At 32.3% G+C, this 15838-nt stretch carries 18 protein-coding genes; 9 read left to right on the top strand and 9 right to left on the bottom strand.

The genetic code is table 11. The annotated features are described in order from the left end of the window. Window positions 1-235: 235 nt before the first annotated feature. Entirely contained in the window at window positions 236-3619 is a 3384-nt protein-coding gene (locus MMB68_RS25125; protein ID WP_277549524.1) for an Ig-like domain-containing protein, read from the bottom strand. A gap of 645 nt (window positions 3620-4264) precedes the next feature. On the opposite strand from MMB68_RS25125, the gene MMB68_RS25120 reads away from it, so the two are divergent. Further along, on the top strand, window positions 4265-4681 hold the full coding sequence (locus tag MMB68_RS25120) for a hypothetical protein (protein ID WP_277549522.1): 417 nt from the start codon (window positions 4265-4267) through the stop codon (window positions 4679-4681). Window positions 4682-4788: 107 nt separating this feature from the next. Continuing rightward, the gene (locus MMB68_RS25115) at window positions 4789-5055 is read left to right on the top strand and encodes a hypothetical protein (RefSeq protein ID WP_277549521.1); all 267 of its coding nucleotides are present in this window, start codon (window positions 4789-4791) and stop codon (window positions 5053-5055) included. Between the two features lie 636 nt (window positions 5056-5691). On the opposite strand, the gene MMB68_RS25110 is transcribed toward MMB68_RS25115, so the two are convergent. Both MMB68_RS25110 and MMB68_RS25105 read right to left on the bottom strand, forming a co-directional pair. Further along, window positions 5692-5886: a hypothetical protein gene (locus tag MMB68_RS25110; RefSeq protein WP_277549520.1), complete on the bottom strand. Its 195-nt coding sequence runs from the start codon at window positions 5884-5886 to the stop codon at window positions 5692-5694. 231 nt (window positions 5887-6117) lie between these two features. Further along, entirely contained in the window at window positions 6118-6696 is a 579-nt protein-coding gene (locus tag MMB68_RS25105) for a DJ-1/PfpI family protein (protein WP_209369522.1), read from the bottom strand. Between the two features lie 249 nt (window positions 6697-6945). Here MMB68_RS25105 and MMB68_RS25100 point away from each other — a divergent pair, with 249 nt between their 5' ends. Further along, complete coding sequence (locus MMB68_RS25100) at window positions 6946-7536, top strand: DUF4030 domain-containing protein (protein WP_277549519.1); 591 nt, start codon at window positions 6946-6948, stop codon at window positions 7534-7536. A gap of 125 nt (window positions 7537-7661) precedes the next feature. Here MMB68_RS25100 and MMB68_RS27595 read toward each other — a convergent pair whose 3' ends face one another. Then, complete coding sequence (locus tag MMB68_RS27595) at window positions 7662-7868, bottom strand: DUF6007 family protein (protein WP_481861949.1); 207 nt, start codon at window positions 7866-7868, stop codon at window positions 7662-7664. A gap of 48 nt (window positions 7869-7916) precedes the next feature. Beyond that, the gene (locus MMB68_RS25095) at window positions 7917-8135 is read right to left on the bottom strand and encodes a hypothetical protein (protein ID WP_277549518.1); all 219 of its coding nucleotides are present in this window, start codon (window positions 8133-8135) and stop codon (window positions 7917-7919) included. A gap of 551 nt (window positions 8136-8686) precedes the next feature. Here MMB68_RS25095 and MMB68_RS25090 point away from each other — a divergent pair. From MMB68_RS25090 to ftsW, 3 genes are read left to right on the top strand one after another with little or no spacing between them, the layout of a single operon-like run. Next, window positions 8687-9076 carry a hypothetical protein gene (locus tag MMB68_RS25090; RefSeq protein ID WP_277549517.1) on the top strand — a complete coding sequence of 130 codons (390 nt, stop codon included), beginning with the start codon at window positions 8687-8689 and terminating at the stop codon, window positions 9074-9076. Window positions 9077-9132: 56 nt separating this feature from the next. Beyond that, complete coding sequence (locus tag MMB68_RS25085) at window positions 9133-9387, top strand: hypothetical protein (protein WP_264409053.1); 255 nt, start codon at window positions 9133-9135, stop codon at window positions 9385-9387. A gap of 43 nt (window positions 9388-9430) precedes the next feature. Further along, on the top strand, window positions 9431-10621 hold the full coding sequence (ftsW, locus tag MMB68_RS25080; RefSeq protein ID WP_277549516.1) for a putative lipid II flippase FtsW: 1191 nt from the start codon (window positions 9431-9433) through the stop codon (window positions 10619-10621). 127 nt (window positions 10622-10748) lie between these two features. Here the strand turns inward: ftsW and MMB68_RS25075 are convergent, their stop codons facing one another. The 4 genes from MMB68_RS25075 to MMB68_RS25060 form a co-directional block, all read right to left on the bottom strand. Further along, window positions 10749-11150, bottom strand: a complete 402-nt coding sequence (locus MMB68_RS25075) for a hypothetical protein (RefSeq protein WP_277549515.1) — start codon at window positions 11148-11150, stop codon at window positions 10749-10751. A 99-nt stretch (window positions 11151-11249) separates the two neighbouring features. Beyond that, on the bottom strand, window positions 11250-11432 hold the full coding sequence (locus MMB68_RS25070; protein WP_277549514.1) for an amino acid transporter: 183 nt from the start codon (window positions 11430-11432) through the stop codon (window positions 11250-11252). A gap of 744 nt (window positions 11433-12176) precedes the next feature. Continuing rightward, window positions 12177-13034, bottom strand: coding sequence for a permease prefix domain 1-containing protein (locus tag MMB68_RS25065; protein WP_277448032.1), 858 nt, complete (start codon window positions 13032-13034; stop codon window positions 12177-12179). After that, the gene (locus MMB68_RS25060) at window positions 13031-13369 is read right to left on the bottom strand and encodes a PadR family transcriptional regulator (protein WP_153253235.1); all 339 of its coding nucleotides are present in this window, start codon (window positions 13367-13369) and stop codon (window positions 13031-13033) included. The genes MMB68_RS25065 and MMB68_RS25060 overlap by 4 nt, the downstream gene beginning before the upstream one ends. Window positions 13370-13578: 209 nt before the next feature. On the opposite strand from MMB68_RS25060, the gene MMB68_RS25055 reads away from it, so the two are divergent. The 3 genes from MMB68_RS25055 (at window position 13579) to MMB68_RS25045 (ending at window position 15602) form a co-directional block, all read left to right on the top strand. Beyond that, on the top strand, window positions 13579-14085 hold the full coding sequence (locus MMB68_RS25055) for an RNA polymerase sigma factor (protein ID WP_277448031.1): 507 nt from the start codon (window positions 13579-13581) through the stop codon (window positions 14083-14085). Next, a complete protein-coding gene (locus MMB68_RS25050; RefSeq protein WP_226556657.1) occupies window positions 14069-15004 on the top strand; it encodes an anti sigma factor C-terminal domain-containing protein in 936 nt (311 codons plus the stop codon). Before MMB68_RS25055 ends, MMB68_RS25050 begins: the two co-directional genes overlap by 17 nt. A 199-nt stretch (window positions 15005-15203) precedes the next feature. Next, on the top strand, window positions 15204-15602 hold the full coding sequence (locus MMB68_RS25045; protein ID WP_226556658.1) for a hypothetical protein: 399 nt from the start codon (window positions 15204-15206) through the stop codon (window positions 15600-15602). Window positions 15603-15838: the final 236 nt, after the last annotated feature.

The following is a 15838-nucleotide window of genomic DNA, read 5'->3' as shown; positions in this document are numbered from 1 at the left end:
TACCATGTATTAAATAAAGAAGTTGTTTTGATAAAAAGAAGGCTTGAGCCGTATGACGGGAAATCTGTCACGTACGGTTCTTAGGGGGGCGGGCGCTCGTGAGAGTGCCTGCCTACCCGACTTAACTACAGAAGTATACTTTTACGAAATTTTCAAGAAGTAACATGTGCTTTAAATTATTCACTTTAATTTAAAGCCAAGACAGTACTACATGTCTTGGCCTATTTCTGTAAACTTATTTAACTACCGTTACACTTCTTACTGGACTTTCATTGTTAGCTACATCTTTTGCCGTAACAGAAAGTTTTGTCCCAGTCTTTTGTTTAGGAATAGTAACTTTAAATTTCCCTATTTTATCTGCTGATCCATTTCCAATAATAGCTTTTCCAACCTTTATTGTTACTTTTGCATTTACTTCGGATGTTCCAGTTACTATTGTTGTTTGACTCGTTACTTTATTTACACTTGGTGCGGCAGGTGGTGTCTTGTCTTGAACAGTCTTAAGAGTTGCTGTCCCCACATTGCCTGCTGCGTCTTTTGCTGTTATTAATACTTTTGTTCCAGCTTTTTGTTTTATTATTTTAATACTAAACTTTCCGTTTTTATCTACTTTTCCGTTTGCTAATACTCTTGTTCCTACTTTTATAAAAACGGTACTATTAAGTTCAGCTGTACCAGTTACTACTGTCTGCTGATCCGTAATATCGTTTACTTTTGGAGGGGTTGGAGGTGTCTTATCTAGTACGACTGATGTTGTATATGGACTGTAACCTCCAGTGTTTTTAACTGTTACTAATATTTTTGTTCCAGCTTTTTGCTTCGGAATAACTACGGAAAATATTCCTTTTACATCTGTTTTTCCATTACCTATAATTGTTGTACCTACTTTAATATATACAAAAGTGTTTGTCTCAGCTGTACCAGTTACTAATGTATTGTTATCTGCAACAGCATTTACTTTTGGTGCAATTGGTGCTTTAGGCTTTACTGTAACTGTTGTATACACTGCCTGACTACTGTTACCTGCTGCATCTTTTGCGGTCACACCTATTTTCGTAGCTGCTTTCTGCTTGGAGATCTCTATAGAAAATTTCCCAGTTTTATCTGCAACTGAACTTCCAATTCCTTTTGTCCCTACATTTGCCGACACAGTAGCCCCAGCCTCAGCCATCCCTGTGAGAATTGTATCTTGATCTGTTATTGCATTTACCTTTGGTGGGGTAGGTGCCGTTTTATCCTTGACAACTGTAGTTGCTATTGGACTTTCCCCTACGCTATTCCTAGCTGTTATCAATAGTTGCGTTCCGGCTTTTTGCTTTGGAACTGATACATTAAAAATTCCTTTTGAATCTGTTTTTCCACTGGCGATTTTTGTGGTGCTTGTTTTAACGTCGATTACTGTATTTTGTTCTGCGGTTCCACTTATCACTGTGCTATTATCGCTTACTTCATTTACCTTTGGTTGATTAGGTACTTTTGGTGTTAACTTAACAGTTATTTGTTTAGATAAACTATTATTCCCATTTGAAGGTTTTACTTCTGCTGTTAGAATAGTGTTAGCTTTTTGTTTAGGTATATTAATTTTAAAATTCCCATCACTTCCAGCAGTACCTTTTGCAATAACATTTGTCCCAACTTTTATAGATATACTTGCACCATTTACTGTAGTTCCAGTGATAACGGTATCCTCGTCAGTAATTCCGTTCACATTTAGTAACGCTACATGAAGCAATTCATATGGTCCGTATATTTCCTGTCTCTCGGTAGTAGTATTTTTTATGTAGAGCTTTTTACCACCATCCACAACGTAGTTTGCTTTTGAATTACTTATACCTTTTTCTTCATTACCATTTGAAAAATACCATGTATATTCGTGCTGATTGGGAACAGTAAACGCAGATTTTGGATCTTCAAAGTATAAAAAATCTCCAGGTTCCATTACAATCGTTGCAATAGCTGGATTTTGTACACGTTTAGGTTCATTGAATGTATCATAAGGTCCGTATATTACTTGATCAGAAAGTATAGTAACAACTGATTTTTTTGCTTCTTTAGAAGGTAGTTTCCTAACTTCTTCTCCATAATTCCAATTACTATAAAAATCAGCCGTTCCATCTTCCTTATAGGAAGCAATAGTAAAGCCTTCAGGAATAATAAAATCTGATTTAGTATCATACTCTAGATTCTCACCTTTTTTGACGGCAATTTCTTTAAGAGCTGGTGTTTCAATGACTTCTGGAATGTTAAATGTTTCGTAAGGACCATATATGGTTTGGTCTCTCTTGACTGTAATAACCGTTCGTTTTACTTCATTTGAAGAGAATTTATTAAAGCGTTCACTGTAGCCCCCTTCTGTATAGAAATTAGCCGTTCCATCAGACTTATAAGATGCCTTCTGAAACTCGTATGGAACTGTAAAATCTGTGTCTCCCTTAAATTCTATAGTTTGCCCTTTTTTAAGGTTGATTTCTTTCAAAGCTGGAGATTTACTTTGTTCAGGAACTTTAAATGTTTCATAGGGTCCATATACGTCTTGGTCCTCCATCATTGTAAAAACAGCTCGTGTTGCTCCATCAGTTGAAAGTTCATTAATTCGATGGCTATAATCTGATTTATTATAAGACGAAGCAGTTCCATCTTCCTTGTAATACACACTTTGATAATGACTTGGTATTATAAATTCAGATCCTCCTGAATAGCTCCATGAATCACCTTTTTTTACACTTACCTTCCTTAAAGCTGGAAACTTACTTGGTTTGGGAACTTTAAATGTTTCATATGCTCCATATATTACTTGATCCTCTGACATAGTAAGAACAGCTCGTTTTACTTCATCTGAAAATCCAGGTAAAAACTTGGTGAAACGATCATTAAAACGGGAATCATAATAAGTATAGGCTGTCCCATCTTCTTTATAATAAGCACTCTCGTAATGACCTGGTATTTCAAAATCTGAATCCCCTGTGTACTCCCAACTATCACCTTTTTTTACATCAACTCTTTTAATAGCAGGCGTTTTACTTCTCTTTGGCATTTTAAAAGTATCATAGGGTCCATATATTATCTGGTCATCTTTCATAGTAATAACAGCTCTACTAATTTCAGTAGATTCAAATGTTGAAACGTGGTCGTGATATTGAGATGGATTATAAGCGTAGGCCGTTCCATCTTTTCGATAGTATGCACTTTCATAGCTGTCAGGTATCGCAAAATCTGAACCGCCAGTATACTCTAAACTTTCCCCATTTTTCATACTTTCTTTCTTTAATGCAGGATGGTCCACTTTTTTATAGGGTTGAGAGTAAATACTTACGGTTTCAGTTACTCCACTTGTATTTTGAATAACCATTCGTTCGTCGTTATCCATAACCTTATGTCTTGTTGCATAATAGTTAGCATAATATTCTTCTGGGGTATTACCCTTATAACGTACAAAGTCATGTACATCACTAACCGTAACAATTCCATCTCCCAAAATTTCTATTGTTTCGTTAGGTGCTAAAGTAATAATTGATTCTGCGCTTGCAAACCTTGTTGGAAAAAGAACAAAAGCTACAAATGCAGCTGCAAGTATAGCCATCAACCTTTTACTTTTCCTTTTCATATAAACTCGTTTCAAACTAAATCCCTTCTTTCGTCCGATGTAACATAATATTAATTACCTAAGAAAAAAGTCATTGCTAATTAACTATAATCGGATAGGTAGGAATTTTCTATATAATTATCAAATAAATTTTATCTATGTTTTTAAAACCCCTAAGTTTTTGTATCAAGATATCTTTAATTCTAAATTAAATCTAGTAGAAGTAGAAAAAGACGATATTTATCGTCAAAAAGTGCACATATATATGTGTAATTACAAAAAGTTACTTATCAGCGCAGCGCTTGAGAGAAGCCTTTTTTGTGATTAGAGTAGTGTGACTATCACTACTAAATCTTTTTAAAAAGGCGTTTTAGCAACTGCATTATATATTTTCATGTAACCTTTCTTCACGTGTTTTCCAATACTACTTTTACTGTCCTGATTCTATCGAGTTTTTCATATGAAATTATTAAATAAAATCCAATTTATAGCATGTTAATTAACTGAAGCTGTTTAACTAAGATAAACTAAAATATTTATATATATCTACTATTTTTCATATATTTTCTTTTTTTGTAGTGCTATATTATTATTTGCGGACCACTTATTTTGTGGAATTTGATTTGATAATATTGCTATCTCTTTGCAATAAAATCTATCTGTTAAAGGAGGGTTGTATGTATGATCTACTTGATACGCAAACTACACCCATACCGTTGGGGTGTTACCACCGTTTTAATTATCTTTGCTGGAATGTATCTTTATTATTTTTTTAGTAGTCAACCACATCTTACTGGTCAATCACAAAGTAAAGTATGGAAAGCTGAATACACACTTTATGATACATATTGGGAAGGAACCCTAAAGCGCTTATCTGAAGGTGATGTTACATTACATAAGCTTATTATTATAGAGAATGGGCAAAAAGTGGACTATTCTCCTGGTAAGGAAAAAATTTCTCAAAAATCCTTTGATTTTATGTCTTTAGGTGACCGCCCAAAAAAGAATGAGACTTATAAAGTCCAAATAGAATGGAAGGATTCCAAAGGAAGTCACAAGGAAACTTTTCCATTAGAGAGATCATATAAGCCTTTTTAGAAACATGGATTTACAAAAGAGGATAGTCGAGGATAACATGATTTAATTTAAGTTAACATATGGATTATGATCAATTAGTTAAAGAAGATAGTTTTTAAGGAGATTATATGAAAAAGAGTTTACAATTATTTGGCATAGTCTTATTTATTTCAGGAATTATATTATTTGGACTTATGCATTTAGCTATCGCCTTATATATCCCACATCTGGAAGAGTGGAGTGACCCACCTGGGAAGCTAGCAGTAGTACTTAATGAAATTATAGGATGGATTCCTTATGTGTTGAGTATTTTATTTATGTTACTTGGAGGGGCTATGTTAATTTTTGATCTATGGAAGAGTAAACATAAAAAACAGGAGAGTAAAAAAAGTTGAATTGAATGTAAAATCAAAGGAGAAGCATTTTCAGAAGCTTTATAAAATTAGTTGTTACAGCCTTTTTATCTGCTATTATTTTTAGTACTGTCTACGGGATAATTAGCTTAACACCTGAAAGTAAAAAAGAACCTAATATTTATTACTTTAGTTTTACAGATACATTCGTATTTACATTCATTTATACTTTTCCTGTTTATATAGTTGTTGGTATTATTTGCTCTTATCTAATTGATATGATGGCAAATAACGTGCAGACAGGGAGAATATATTTCTAAATTAGCAATGTACTCCTTAGCAGGATTAATCCCTGCGTTAGAATTTTATTTTCTGTTCACAGGAATCACGTTAGATTACCGATTATTATTTTATTTTTTTGCTTTAGGCATTTTTGCATCAAATACCTTTTAACATGTTCTGCTACTTATGAATAGGCTTTTTAATAAGAAATAAACCTGCAGTAACCACTCGTATTTTAATAGAAATAATTAGTACAAGTTTTACTCTTGATGACGACACATGTAAGAAAAACTCTTAATTAAGGGCTTTTCTTACATGTGTGGTTGATTTTAAACATTTTTAATAGTTGATAAAAGTAAGATATATACATGTACATATCTAAAGCATAGTACTAGGTTATAGTTTGTTTAGCCAAAAGGTAAGCAAAATAAAAGCAACCTCATATCCCATGGCATTGGAAAGAGGTTGCTTTTTGTTATTCATACTCGTTGAAGAATGCATAGCACCGCAAGTAAATAATATCATATTTTTACCATAAGTACTATATTTTTCTTGTTTTCCATATTTATAAAACGGGCACTTTTTATTCATCTTATCTTCAATCACCCGGAGAGAAAAACGCGTTATATCAAGGATGTATAAAAAGCTGCATAACTCATAAATGAGACCTCTTTCGAACCCTTACTCCCAGAAGGGTTCTTTTTTGTGGTGTGTTCCGGAAAGAGTGTTTATGTAAACTAAAAATGAATATGCTATACATAGCGAAAGGCGGACGTTAATCAACACCAAAAGCTTTCATCTTGAAGGCTTCTGGTGTTGATTTTAATTCATAATACCAGTTTTATAATAAGGGTAGTCCATTTGTTTCTGAATTTTCGTTGCAGTTTCTGCGCCATCAATTAATTCACATATATAGAGTCCTAGATCTACTGAAGTAGCTACTCCACCACCAGTAATAACATTGGAATCTCTAACAATTCGTTCTTCTCTTACTTTGTCTGTATATTGTTTTAATAAATCAAATCCATTTGGGTGAGTAGTAGCTTTTATATTTGTTAGGAAGCCTGCTGCTCCTAGTAGAAGTGATCCAGTACACACAGAAACTTTATAAGGAACATCTTTTGCTGTTTTTAGCCAGTTAATGAATTCAGTATCATATTGCAAAGATCGGGTACCCATTCCACCTGGCACAAAGATTAAATCATACTCTGATAGGTCTGGTGAAACTTTATTTATTTTAAATGTAATTCCACGGTCATCGCTTATTTCATTATTTAATGCACAAAGATCCCACGTTAAATCTTTTTTGAATCCTAGTGTTTTTAACCGTGTAATGCCATCGTAAAACCCAATAAAGTCTAAAGCTGTTAATTGATCAAAAAGAATAAAACCAACTTTCATTAAATTACACCTTCTTTAACATAATTAATAATGTAATTTAATTCTCCACATTTTTCTAATACCCTCTTATTCTTGATAATTTGTCATATAACCAGATATATCTGTTCCTAGAATCTGGATTATGTTAACTAACTTTGTATATCGTATTCAACTTAAAATGAAGATTTTATTTTTATTTTTTTCTATTTTATGAAATAATTGTATGGTTCGTTTCAGAGAGAACAATCAAATCTATAAGGAGAGGAAAGAATGAAATTAATAAGAAACATCGTATTTTTTAGTTGCTTTGCATTACTACTTGCAGCTTGTCAAAATGCTGATACAACTTCAACTATTAAAGATAAGGATTTAGATACTATCCTTAGTGATATATCTGATAAATACGTCGTTTTAAGTATTGGACAAGACTTGAAATCAAAAGATGTAAAAGTTGAGGTAGAGGACACTGAAGATGCAAACAAAGTAAAAGCAGATATTAAACGTCAATTAAAAGAAAATGGTTTGAGTGCTTATAAAGTGGACGTTCGCGAGAGAAATGTTAAACAATTAGAAAAAGAGAATCGTTGGCTGGATATTGAGAATAAGGTTCTTGCAGATTTGAAAGAGAATAAAGAGTATAAGAATGTAACATATAAAAAAACTGACGTTACATTGAAACAGCCTGTTACAGTCGCTATTGTTACTCCTATAAACAAGTCTGATGAAGGTGCTCAAGAGTATAGTGAAAAAATTAAAAAAGAAGTAAATACCTTCATCCAAACTAAAGATATAAAGAAACAATCTAAAGGTGATTCTTACAAGATTGTTATTTATGATCAAGATGACCAGGTTATCAGTTAAAGAATACATAACGGAACAATAAAGCTCCAAGAAGTGTTATATACTCCTTGGAGCTTTATTTCTACCGATAATGTTGATTATGGTCACTAAATTAAAAAAAGAGCACCCGTTCAAAGGTACTCTTTTTACTTGTCAGTACAATTCATTCTTTGATCTTTTATGTACGTACGGATAGCAAATATCCCTATTACACTTAAAATAAAGATAATAACGTTAATAAACATATCTAGTAAATTATTTAAAGGTAAGTATGACATGAGTGAAAGTGAAGGTATAAATAATACACATTCCCACATCATCATGTCTTTAAATAGTTTTTGTATATGTAACATATCGTTCAACTTTCTTTATTCCTCCGTTTCATGGTTCACAAAGTTCTTTTATTTAATAACTTCATTTAAGTTATCTTCTGCTTGCTTCATAGGTTTATATACAAATAGGTGTAAGGATAGCCCTATAACTGCAGTAGCGTTTAAAACAATGCTCATAATTGGCAATGTCCATTCAAAAAAAGCAGGTAAGTGTCCGTTCATACTTATTCTTGAAGAACTAATTCCTAATATTAAAAGGGAAATTAGTAAAGGTAAATTTTTTATCAATTTAAATCCTCCTATACATCATCATTTTTATTTTACCATAAAAAGAAATAAATGTATTTCCGGTAAGCGTGCCGATAAATGGTTTTATGGTAACTAGAAGGACAGATATAAACATATACTTTAACACCATTATATACAGGGGTGTTAACTATGGGAGTATCTTTTTATAATGGCCAAATATGTGTTGAAGGTATAATCTGCGGATCATTTATAGAAATAGGAATTACTTTCATAGCTTTGTTCATTGTATATGTAGCTTACGAAACAATATACAAAAAATAAGCAGTGCATGCAAAATGATGCATTGCTTATTTATGTGCCTGTAAAACAAAAGATGTTTAAAAGAAAATATATTTTTAAAATATAAATTTAAATATTTACTAATTTATGTAATAATTGTATGTGTTTATTTCCTAAATGAGATTAGTAAGTAACTCTCGCTATGCATTTTAGAAATATAATTTAGGAACAGATGTAAAGGCAAAGTATTAAAAAGGATGTTAGTAAGAAGAAAAAATGCAAAAGGAAGCAGCTCTGAAAGGAACGAAATAATGGATAAAATAAAAAAGATTTTGGTGTTATTTTTAGCTATCCTTGTATCAACCATTATCCTACTCTCCGTTATCTTTATTAACTGGGAGCATATCTTTGGTGACACCCGACCTATAGCAAATGCTAAAGCGATGTACCAATTAGAATTTAAAGATAAGGATATAGCTGAAACGACAGATGTTGATAATAACATTATGTATGTAGTACCTAAAGGACATTTAGATACGTACATCGAAATGATGAAAAAGAAAGGGTACACCTTAACAGAAAAAGACGATAAACATCACACACTTTTAATAAAAAAAGGAAATACTTTCACAGAGATCTCTTATAAGAGTCTTACTTCTAGATATACCTTAATAAGTAGTCCATTTCTAAAGGAAGTTTAACTAGTCACTAACACCAAAGTAAAAAATGTAATTCCATAGAGTAATAGGAGTGTTATATGAAGTACGTAGATGTTATTACAGAAAGTAAAATACGAGGTATCTCTTTAGCTCTTCTTCTTATTTTTATGAGCTTAGGGTGGTATCTAGATAGTTCTGTGTGGTACGAAGCAGCCATACTTGTTGTCTCCATTGCTTTTATACTACATGCCGTAAACTATTATTTAACTACAAGAAATAAAGCAACAGGGATCACGGCAATAGCAGCCAGTTCGGGCTTTGGTTTGTATAATTTATTGAGTATCTTTTTTTGAAGGGACTATAATTCTCTATATTTGCAAGAAATGAGGAAGTTTTATGTTTAAGAAAATTATAAGGTGTTACGATTACAAGTTCATTGCAGCCTTAGTTGTTCTATGCCTTATTGGTTTAGTGATGGTCTACAGTGCAAGTATGGTAACGGCTATTAGCCGATATGGAGTGGCAGGAGATTACTTTTATCAAAAGCAAAAACTTGCTCTTATAGCAGGATTTTTCTTTTTTTGTGTGACAGCTTTTATTCCTTATAAAATATATCAAGAAAAAAAAATATTAAAAATCTTGTTAGTAGTTGTCATTGCACTTTTGGCTTTGGTACTTGTTTTTGGACATACAGCCGGAAATGCAACAAGTTGGCTCGTGCTTGGTCCAATTAGGATACAACCATTAGAGTTAACCAAACTCACAATTATCGTATATTTAGCAGCTGTCTTTACGAACAAGCAAGAGTATATCAATGATTTAAAGCGTTCTATTATTCCACCTATTGTCATTGTACTTTTTATTTGTTTCTTGATTGCGATGCAGCCTGACTATGGTGGTATTCTCCTCATCTTGGGTATTGTCGCAGCGATTGTCTTATGTTCAGGTATCTCAAGAAAATCAATGATAAAGATTGCCTTGTTAGGAGTAATAGGCGTTATTGTTATGCTATTTGTTTTATTAGTGACAGGGCATATCGATACGGTATTCTCCCCTGTTCGTTTAGCCCGTTTTACAGGATTTTTACATCCTTTTAGAGATCAACAGGGCGATGGGTATCAACTTGTTAACTCCTATTTAGCTATAGGAACTGGAGGAATAACAGGTCAAGGGCTAGGGCAAGGCATTCAAAAGGCTGGTTACCTTCCTGAATCACATACGGATTTTATTATGGCTGTAATTGCTGAGGAATTAGGTTTTTGGGGGGTACTTCTCGTCTTAGGCTTACTATTTTTCATTATTGTACAAGGCCTAAAAATAGCAAGAAAGTGTAACGATTCATTTGGAGCATTATTAGCTATAGGTATTTCGGTTATGATTGGTATTCAAGCATTTGTTAACCTTGGAGCAGTAACAGGTATTCTTCCTATCACAGGTGTAACACTACCTTTTGTAAGCTTTGGCGGTTCTTCCCTCACATTATTAATGCTAGCAATGGGAGTACTAACAAATATCTCGATGTTTACTAATTACGAGAAAAAATACAAGAATCAAGTACCTAAACAAGACAAGTTAAAAAGTATTTAAAGTTATGAAAAGTGGCAACTTGGTATGAGAAGTTGCCACTTTTTATTTCGCATAATCCGTAACCCTGTTTGTGATACATGTAGCTTTTTAAAAAAATCCATAATTTCTGCTTTTATATTCCATAATTTTAATACTTTTGTTTCAAATCTTTGTATATCTTTAAAGCTTGTTCATATGTATCGTTGTTTGAAGCAATTTGATAGTTTTTTGCGCTATCATCTGTATGAAAAATCCCTTTATCATCTATCATTAAAGTTCCCGAAATTTTATCATGATAGACAAATGTTATTGATATTGTCTTATCAAGATTCAGTTGTTGGTTGGTTTGTCCTATATATTCGATTTGATTATATGAATTAACAAGTGACTGAACGCTTTCTTGCTCAACTTTATTATATCCCTCATATAAACTTTGCCCTAAACCAATATCAACGTAATCTGCTTTTATTGCCTTTACAGAGTTATTGCTGCGTCCATTTATAATAAGGACTATTATTACAATGCTAAGAATAAATAATAATCTTTTCACAATTTTAATCCCTTCAAAGTATTAATGTTATTAATTTTTAAACTTTTATAAACACGTCACTATCTTTTTTACTTAGACATATATATTTAAACTAACGTTTTATTTAAGAACTGCAGTAAAAAAAGCAGTTAAAATCAATAACACAAAAAATGTTATAAAAAAGTATCCTATTATACGTATTCCTTTAGGAACTCCTGATGTATTGATTTTCGTCGGATTTCCTGAAACCTTATTTAAATGATCTTCAACATCATTTATGCTGTTTTTATTCTCTTTATCCATTAATTTAAAATACCTCCTAGAATATTCTTGTATTATTAATGGTAACATTTATCTTTTAATCTAAATTACTAAAGTGTAAAACTAATTCAAACTTCCTAGAGCGCACATTATGTTGACTAAAGATGTAAGGGGTATAGTGATTAAAATTTATGTTATTGATAAAATGGTAAAAAAGGTAAATTTAGTTAGGTGGTTAGTATGTTCTTTAATATGTATCGAGTTATACATCTTTTAATAACAGGCATTATTATTATCCCATTCGCTTGGTTCCTTGCTGAAGGAGGAATAGGCGAAAACTTTTCTGGAAACAGATTTACCGAGCCTCAAATGTTACTAGTAATTCCTGTATGGATTTTAGGATCAGTCCTGTTATTTATCAAAAAAACTGTAAAATGGGGTCTCCTTATTACTCTCTTACCCATAATTTCAGCTGTATTATGGGTTTCAATTTCTATTTTGAGAACGCTGTTTTTCTCTTTATAGGTTAAGATTTCTAAGGTCGTTTATTTTGTGAAGGTTTTTTATTTATGACTGATAATCTTTTTACATTAACTAGAAAAAAACAAGAGAAGTAAGCATACCATGCTTGCTTCTCTTAATTTTAATTCAAACTCGTCGCAATTAATAGCATACCTAGCATGAGAAGGACTAGAATTAGAACAAATGAGCTCATCATTAGTCCTTTCTCGTGTTTTTCAAAAGCTATTACTCTACATGAAAAGCAAACCGGGTAAAGTGTGCCTCCTAAATGTAATCCTCATAAAATTCATCATGTTTGCTAGGGATAAGACCTTGTCTTCCTGTAAGATAATAAATTAAATAGCCTAGAATATTAAAGAATACAAATATAAAAACCCATCCAATTCGTAACCTTTTTTGATGATAAGCATTGATAATTGCCCAGATAGTAAACAGAGTCCAGTAAATAGTCATTCCCACAAATAGGACAACGGCTTCTAATCGACTAAAGCTTCTATTGTCTATTGAAATGAACCATTGGTCATCCCCATTTCCAAATGTGTCAAAGTCTGCTCCTAACCATTTTGGAGCCCAAAGGGTTCTTTGATATTGAAAATCTGGCTGCACTCCCTTCCAGTGATAGTCAATATAATTTTCGCCAGAACGGCTGATTATATTTTTTGATTTATAAATAGTAACCCCGGAAACATAGTTTGTATCTTCTACTAACGCTTCTATTTTTCTTTTTATGTCTCTGGTTATCACACCTTTATCTTTCAATTCATAGGATATTAATGAACCTGTGTCGGATATTCCTTGAGCCGTTGATTCTTCCACTTTCCATAGAAAATAAAAGCTGGACATTGTGACGATTAAGCATACTACTGCTACGTATAGGATGCGCTTTGCAAATATCTTCTGTATTTCAAACAATTGTCCAATCACATTTCGTATTTCTTTTTCTTCACCAAACCGTTTAATAGCTATTGCAATGGCCTGTTGTTCTGTTTTGCCTTCTGCTTTTAATTCATGGACTGCTTCCAACAGATGATTGGTCATTTCTGCTTTCAGCTCATTAATTTCTTGTTGATCTCCTTCTACATTCAGGTACATAGAATCCACAAATTTTTCTATTCTCTTCACTTAGTGCCTCCCCATAAAAAAGAATCCATCATTTTCTTTACAAATTGCCATTCTAAACGCTTGGCTTCAAAGTTTTGCGTACCTAATGATGTGACTTTATAATATTTTCTTCTTCCACCAGGGCCTTGTTCATCTCCCCAGTACGAAGAAATCCAATTGTTTTTTTCCAATCTCTTTAAAGACAAATAAAGAGTACCTTCCTTTAATTCAAATTGTTCTTCACTCTTCTCACGAACAATCTTAGCTAATTCATAGCCATACATATCCCGTTGATGGAGTAGCGATAAGATTAGCGTATCAATATGCCCTTTCAAAATTTCTCTACTAATTTCCAATTTATCCACCTCTTATGAAATTATAAAAAAGAATACCTTTTAATACAAGGTATTCTCAAAAATATGTCGCGTGAAATATAGAATTAAATCATTCTTTCTTCGAATATGTAATAAGAGATTAATTGTTTTCCTTTTTTGTAGAAAAATGTGAAATGATTGTATACTTTTTCACTGCTCATACGTTATAAGACAAGAAGGAGGAAAAACACTTGAAAAATCGGTTATCAAACGATCAGCTAAAAATTGTCATGAATCAACTTTATTTGTACTTAATCAAACAAGGTGCAAACCAAGAAACAGCTAAAGATATTGTTCAAGAAGCAGTTTGTAAGTTACTTATTCATCTTGATTCGATTGATACCGGTAAATATAAATCGTGGCTTTTCAAAGTAGCGATAAACTTATATTACGATTATTGTCGAAAAAACAAAAAATCTCATTACGCAATAGTAGAGGAGTACCTTATTACCAATGAGCAATTAATTGAGGAAATAATGATTGCAAAAGAAAATCAGCTTCTAGTAAGAAGCATCCTTCAAAAAGTGTCTCCCACCTTTAAGCAGCTACTTCTTTTAAAGTACGAGTTGGGCTGGTCTTATAAACAAATTGCGGAATATGTGGATATGAAACCTGAAGCTGTTAAAACGTATTTAGCTCGTGCTAGGAAGACGTTTAAAGAAATGTATAGGAGAGAATGTCATGAAAAAAACGAATGATGAGTTAGACTCCATTTTTGATGAAAAGTCTTTGCATAGAACACTAAAAAAAGCAAAATACATAGCATTTTTACGAACAGTTTTTATCTCAGCACTCGTAGTCTGTTTTGTTATTACTGTATTAATAAAAGGAAACGATTATTTTATAAATACACAAGGAAATAAACTAACTGAACGGTTCATTAAAGAAAATCATGTAAGGATGTCTCCGAACACATTTACTAACACGGATACCATCTCAACAGAAATTTTAAAGGGAACGATTAAGAGTGAAGTATTTAAAGTGATTGAAGATAAAGTTATACCTTGGGGTACAGAAGAAATAACGTACGATTTAAATGGAAACTTTAATGCATCCTTCTCAACGCACAGTACGATTGTTAATGACACTACAATGTATCATATTCCTAATGGACAACGTGAGATGCTATTCTACGTACCTAAGTATAAGTATAAGGTGTATGCTAATGACTTTGACATGATTAAAGACTATCCAAATGATAAATATATGGAGATGGCCATATCTTTTGATAAAAATTACACACTGAAAGAAGTACAAAAGATGCTGCCTACATCTGCTCACCAAACATGGTATTGGGTAGATAACTATAACTATAAATATGCAAAGTCTACTGGGTACAGAGGTGAGCCAGAAAGTGGACGATGGTTATTAGGTATTTCTAAACCATCACCACAACTAGGAGTAAAACTAACGAGTAATAAAGTCGAAACAGAAGCAGACTTTTTAAATGAGCTCCAAAAAACAGATCCAGGGGAAGTCAAAAGTCTAAAAGACAGACAAGAAAATGGATTAATTATAGGCGTAGTAGTTACAGGAACAAAAGAAGAACTCCTTTCCTTGCAAAATAAGCCCTATGTTAAAGCAGCTAGTTTAGGAGCAGTGGTTGATAAGTACTGATTTTTAGGATGTTGTGGTATGGGAAGTAGGAATATAAACTTCGGTTTATTAAGCTTGCTATTTGCTTCCTGCAGAATCAATCATGCTAATTAAGATTGTATCTCTTCTACCTCAAAACCGGTATATACATATATAAACTGATATGGTAAAATTACTCATATTTTGTTGTTAGAAACTTAGATTATGTTGGAGGTTTCAAATGAGTTACAGTGTTCCAGTGTTTCTTATAGTAGTACTTATGTGTATTGTTGCAAGTCAGTCTTATTTACCAAAATGGTTAAAGTGGTTGGTTGGTGTCTATTATTCGTTAGGAATATTACTTTTTAGTTATCTTCAAACTCGTTTAGCCGATAAATGGTATGTGCATACTCCTGTTCCGGAAGAATATTGGGATGCAAACTCAAAGTTAACAGATATATTTTCTGCTGTGTTCTTTATACCTGTCTGCATTCTTTTTTTAATACTATATTATAACTGGTTCAAAAAACTAAAAAAGCCTCTACATCGTGTATATTTAGGAATCAGTGTGGTTCCTCTATTGCTTATAGGTTTTATATGTTTCTTTATGTTTGATTTCTTGTACGGGTATAGACCTTAAAACCTTATCGTATTAAACAAACTAGTCTAATAGACTTTGCTTATTCTTTTACCGACGATACTTGTCATCGTAACTAAAGTTACATAGTTCTATTACGATAAACACACTCTCTAGAAGGCATTTATCCTTACATTCCATTAAAGTTAATTAATAAAAATTTATAGCATATTCAATCAAAAACTCTCTTATTTGAGAGTTTTTTTATTTTTTGTATAAAAAACACAACTTTTTTTAAA

The sequence above is a fragment of the Priestia sp. Y58 genome (assembly GCF_029522095.1).
Classification (GTDB): Bacteria; Bacillota; Bacilli; order Bacillales; family Bacillaceae_H; genus Priestia; species Priestia megaterium_E.
The sequence above is the reverse complement of the archived record's forward strand: the minus strand, read 5'-3'. Positions and strand labels throughout refer to the sequence as shown.

Bases quoted from the DNA above. Each gene is read 5' to 3' on its own strand.
- MMB68_RS25120 (WP_277549522.1), top strand. From the start codon at position 4,265: ATGATCTACTTGATACGCAAACTACACCCATACCGTTGGGGTGTTACC.
- MMB68_RS25115 (WP_277549521.1), top strand. From the start codon at position 4,789: ATGAAAAAGAGTTTACAATTATTTGGCATAGTCTTATTTATTTCAGGA.
- MMB68_RS25110 (WP_277549520.1), bottom strand. From the start codon at position 5,886: ATGAATAAAAAGTGCCCGTTTTATAAATATGGAAAACAAGAAAAATAT.
- MMB68_RS25105 (WP_209369522.1), bottom strand. From the start codon at position 6,696: ATGAAAGTTGGTTTTATTCTTTTTGATCAATTAACAGCTTTAGACTTT.
- MMB68_RS25100 (WP_277549519.1), top strand. From the start codon at position 6,946: ATGAAATTAATAAGAAACATCGTATTTTTTAGTTGCTTTGCATTACTA.
- MMB68_RS27595 (WP_481861949.1), bottom strand. From the start codon at position 7,868: ATGTTACATATACAAAAACTATTTAAAGACATGATGATGTGGGAATGT.
- MMB68_RS25090 (WP_277549517.1), top strand. From the start codon at position 8,687: ATGGATAAAATAAAAAAGATTTTGGTGTTATTTTTAGCTATCCTTGTA.
- MMB68_RS25085 (WP_264409053.1), top strand. From the start codon at position 9,133: ATGAAGTACGTAGATGTTATTACAGAAAGTAAAATACGAGGTATCTCT.
- ftsW (WP_277549516.1), top strand. From the start codon at position 9,431: ATGTTTAAGAAAATTATAAGGTGTTACGATTACAAGTTCATTGCAGCC.
- MMB68_RS25070 (WP_277549514.1), bottom strand. From the start codon at position 11,432: ATGGATAAAGAGAATAAAAACAGCATAAATGATGTTGAAGATCATTTA.
- MMB68_RS25050 (WP_226556657.1), top strand. From the start codon at position 14,069: ATGAAAAAAACGAATGATGAGTTAGACTCCATTTTTGATGAAAAGTCT.
- MMB68_RS25045 (WP_226556658.1), top strand. From the start codon at position 15,204: ATGAGTTACAGTGTTCCAGTGTTTCTTATAGTAGTACTTATGTGTATT.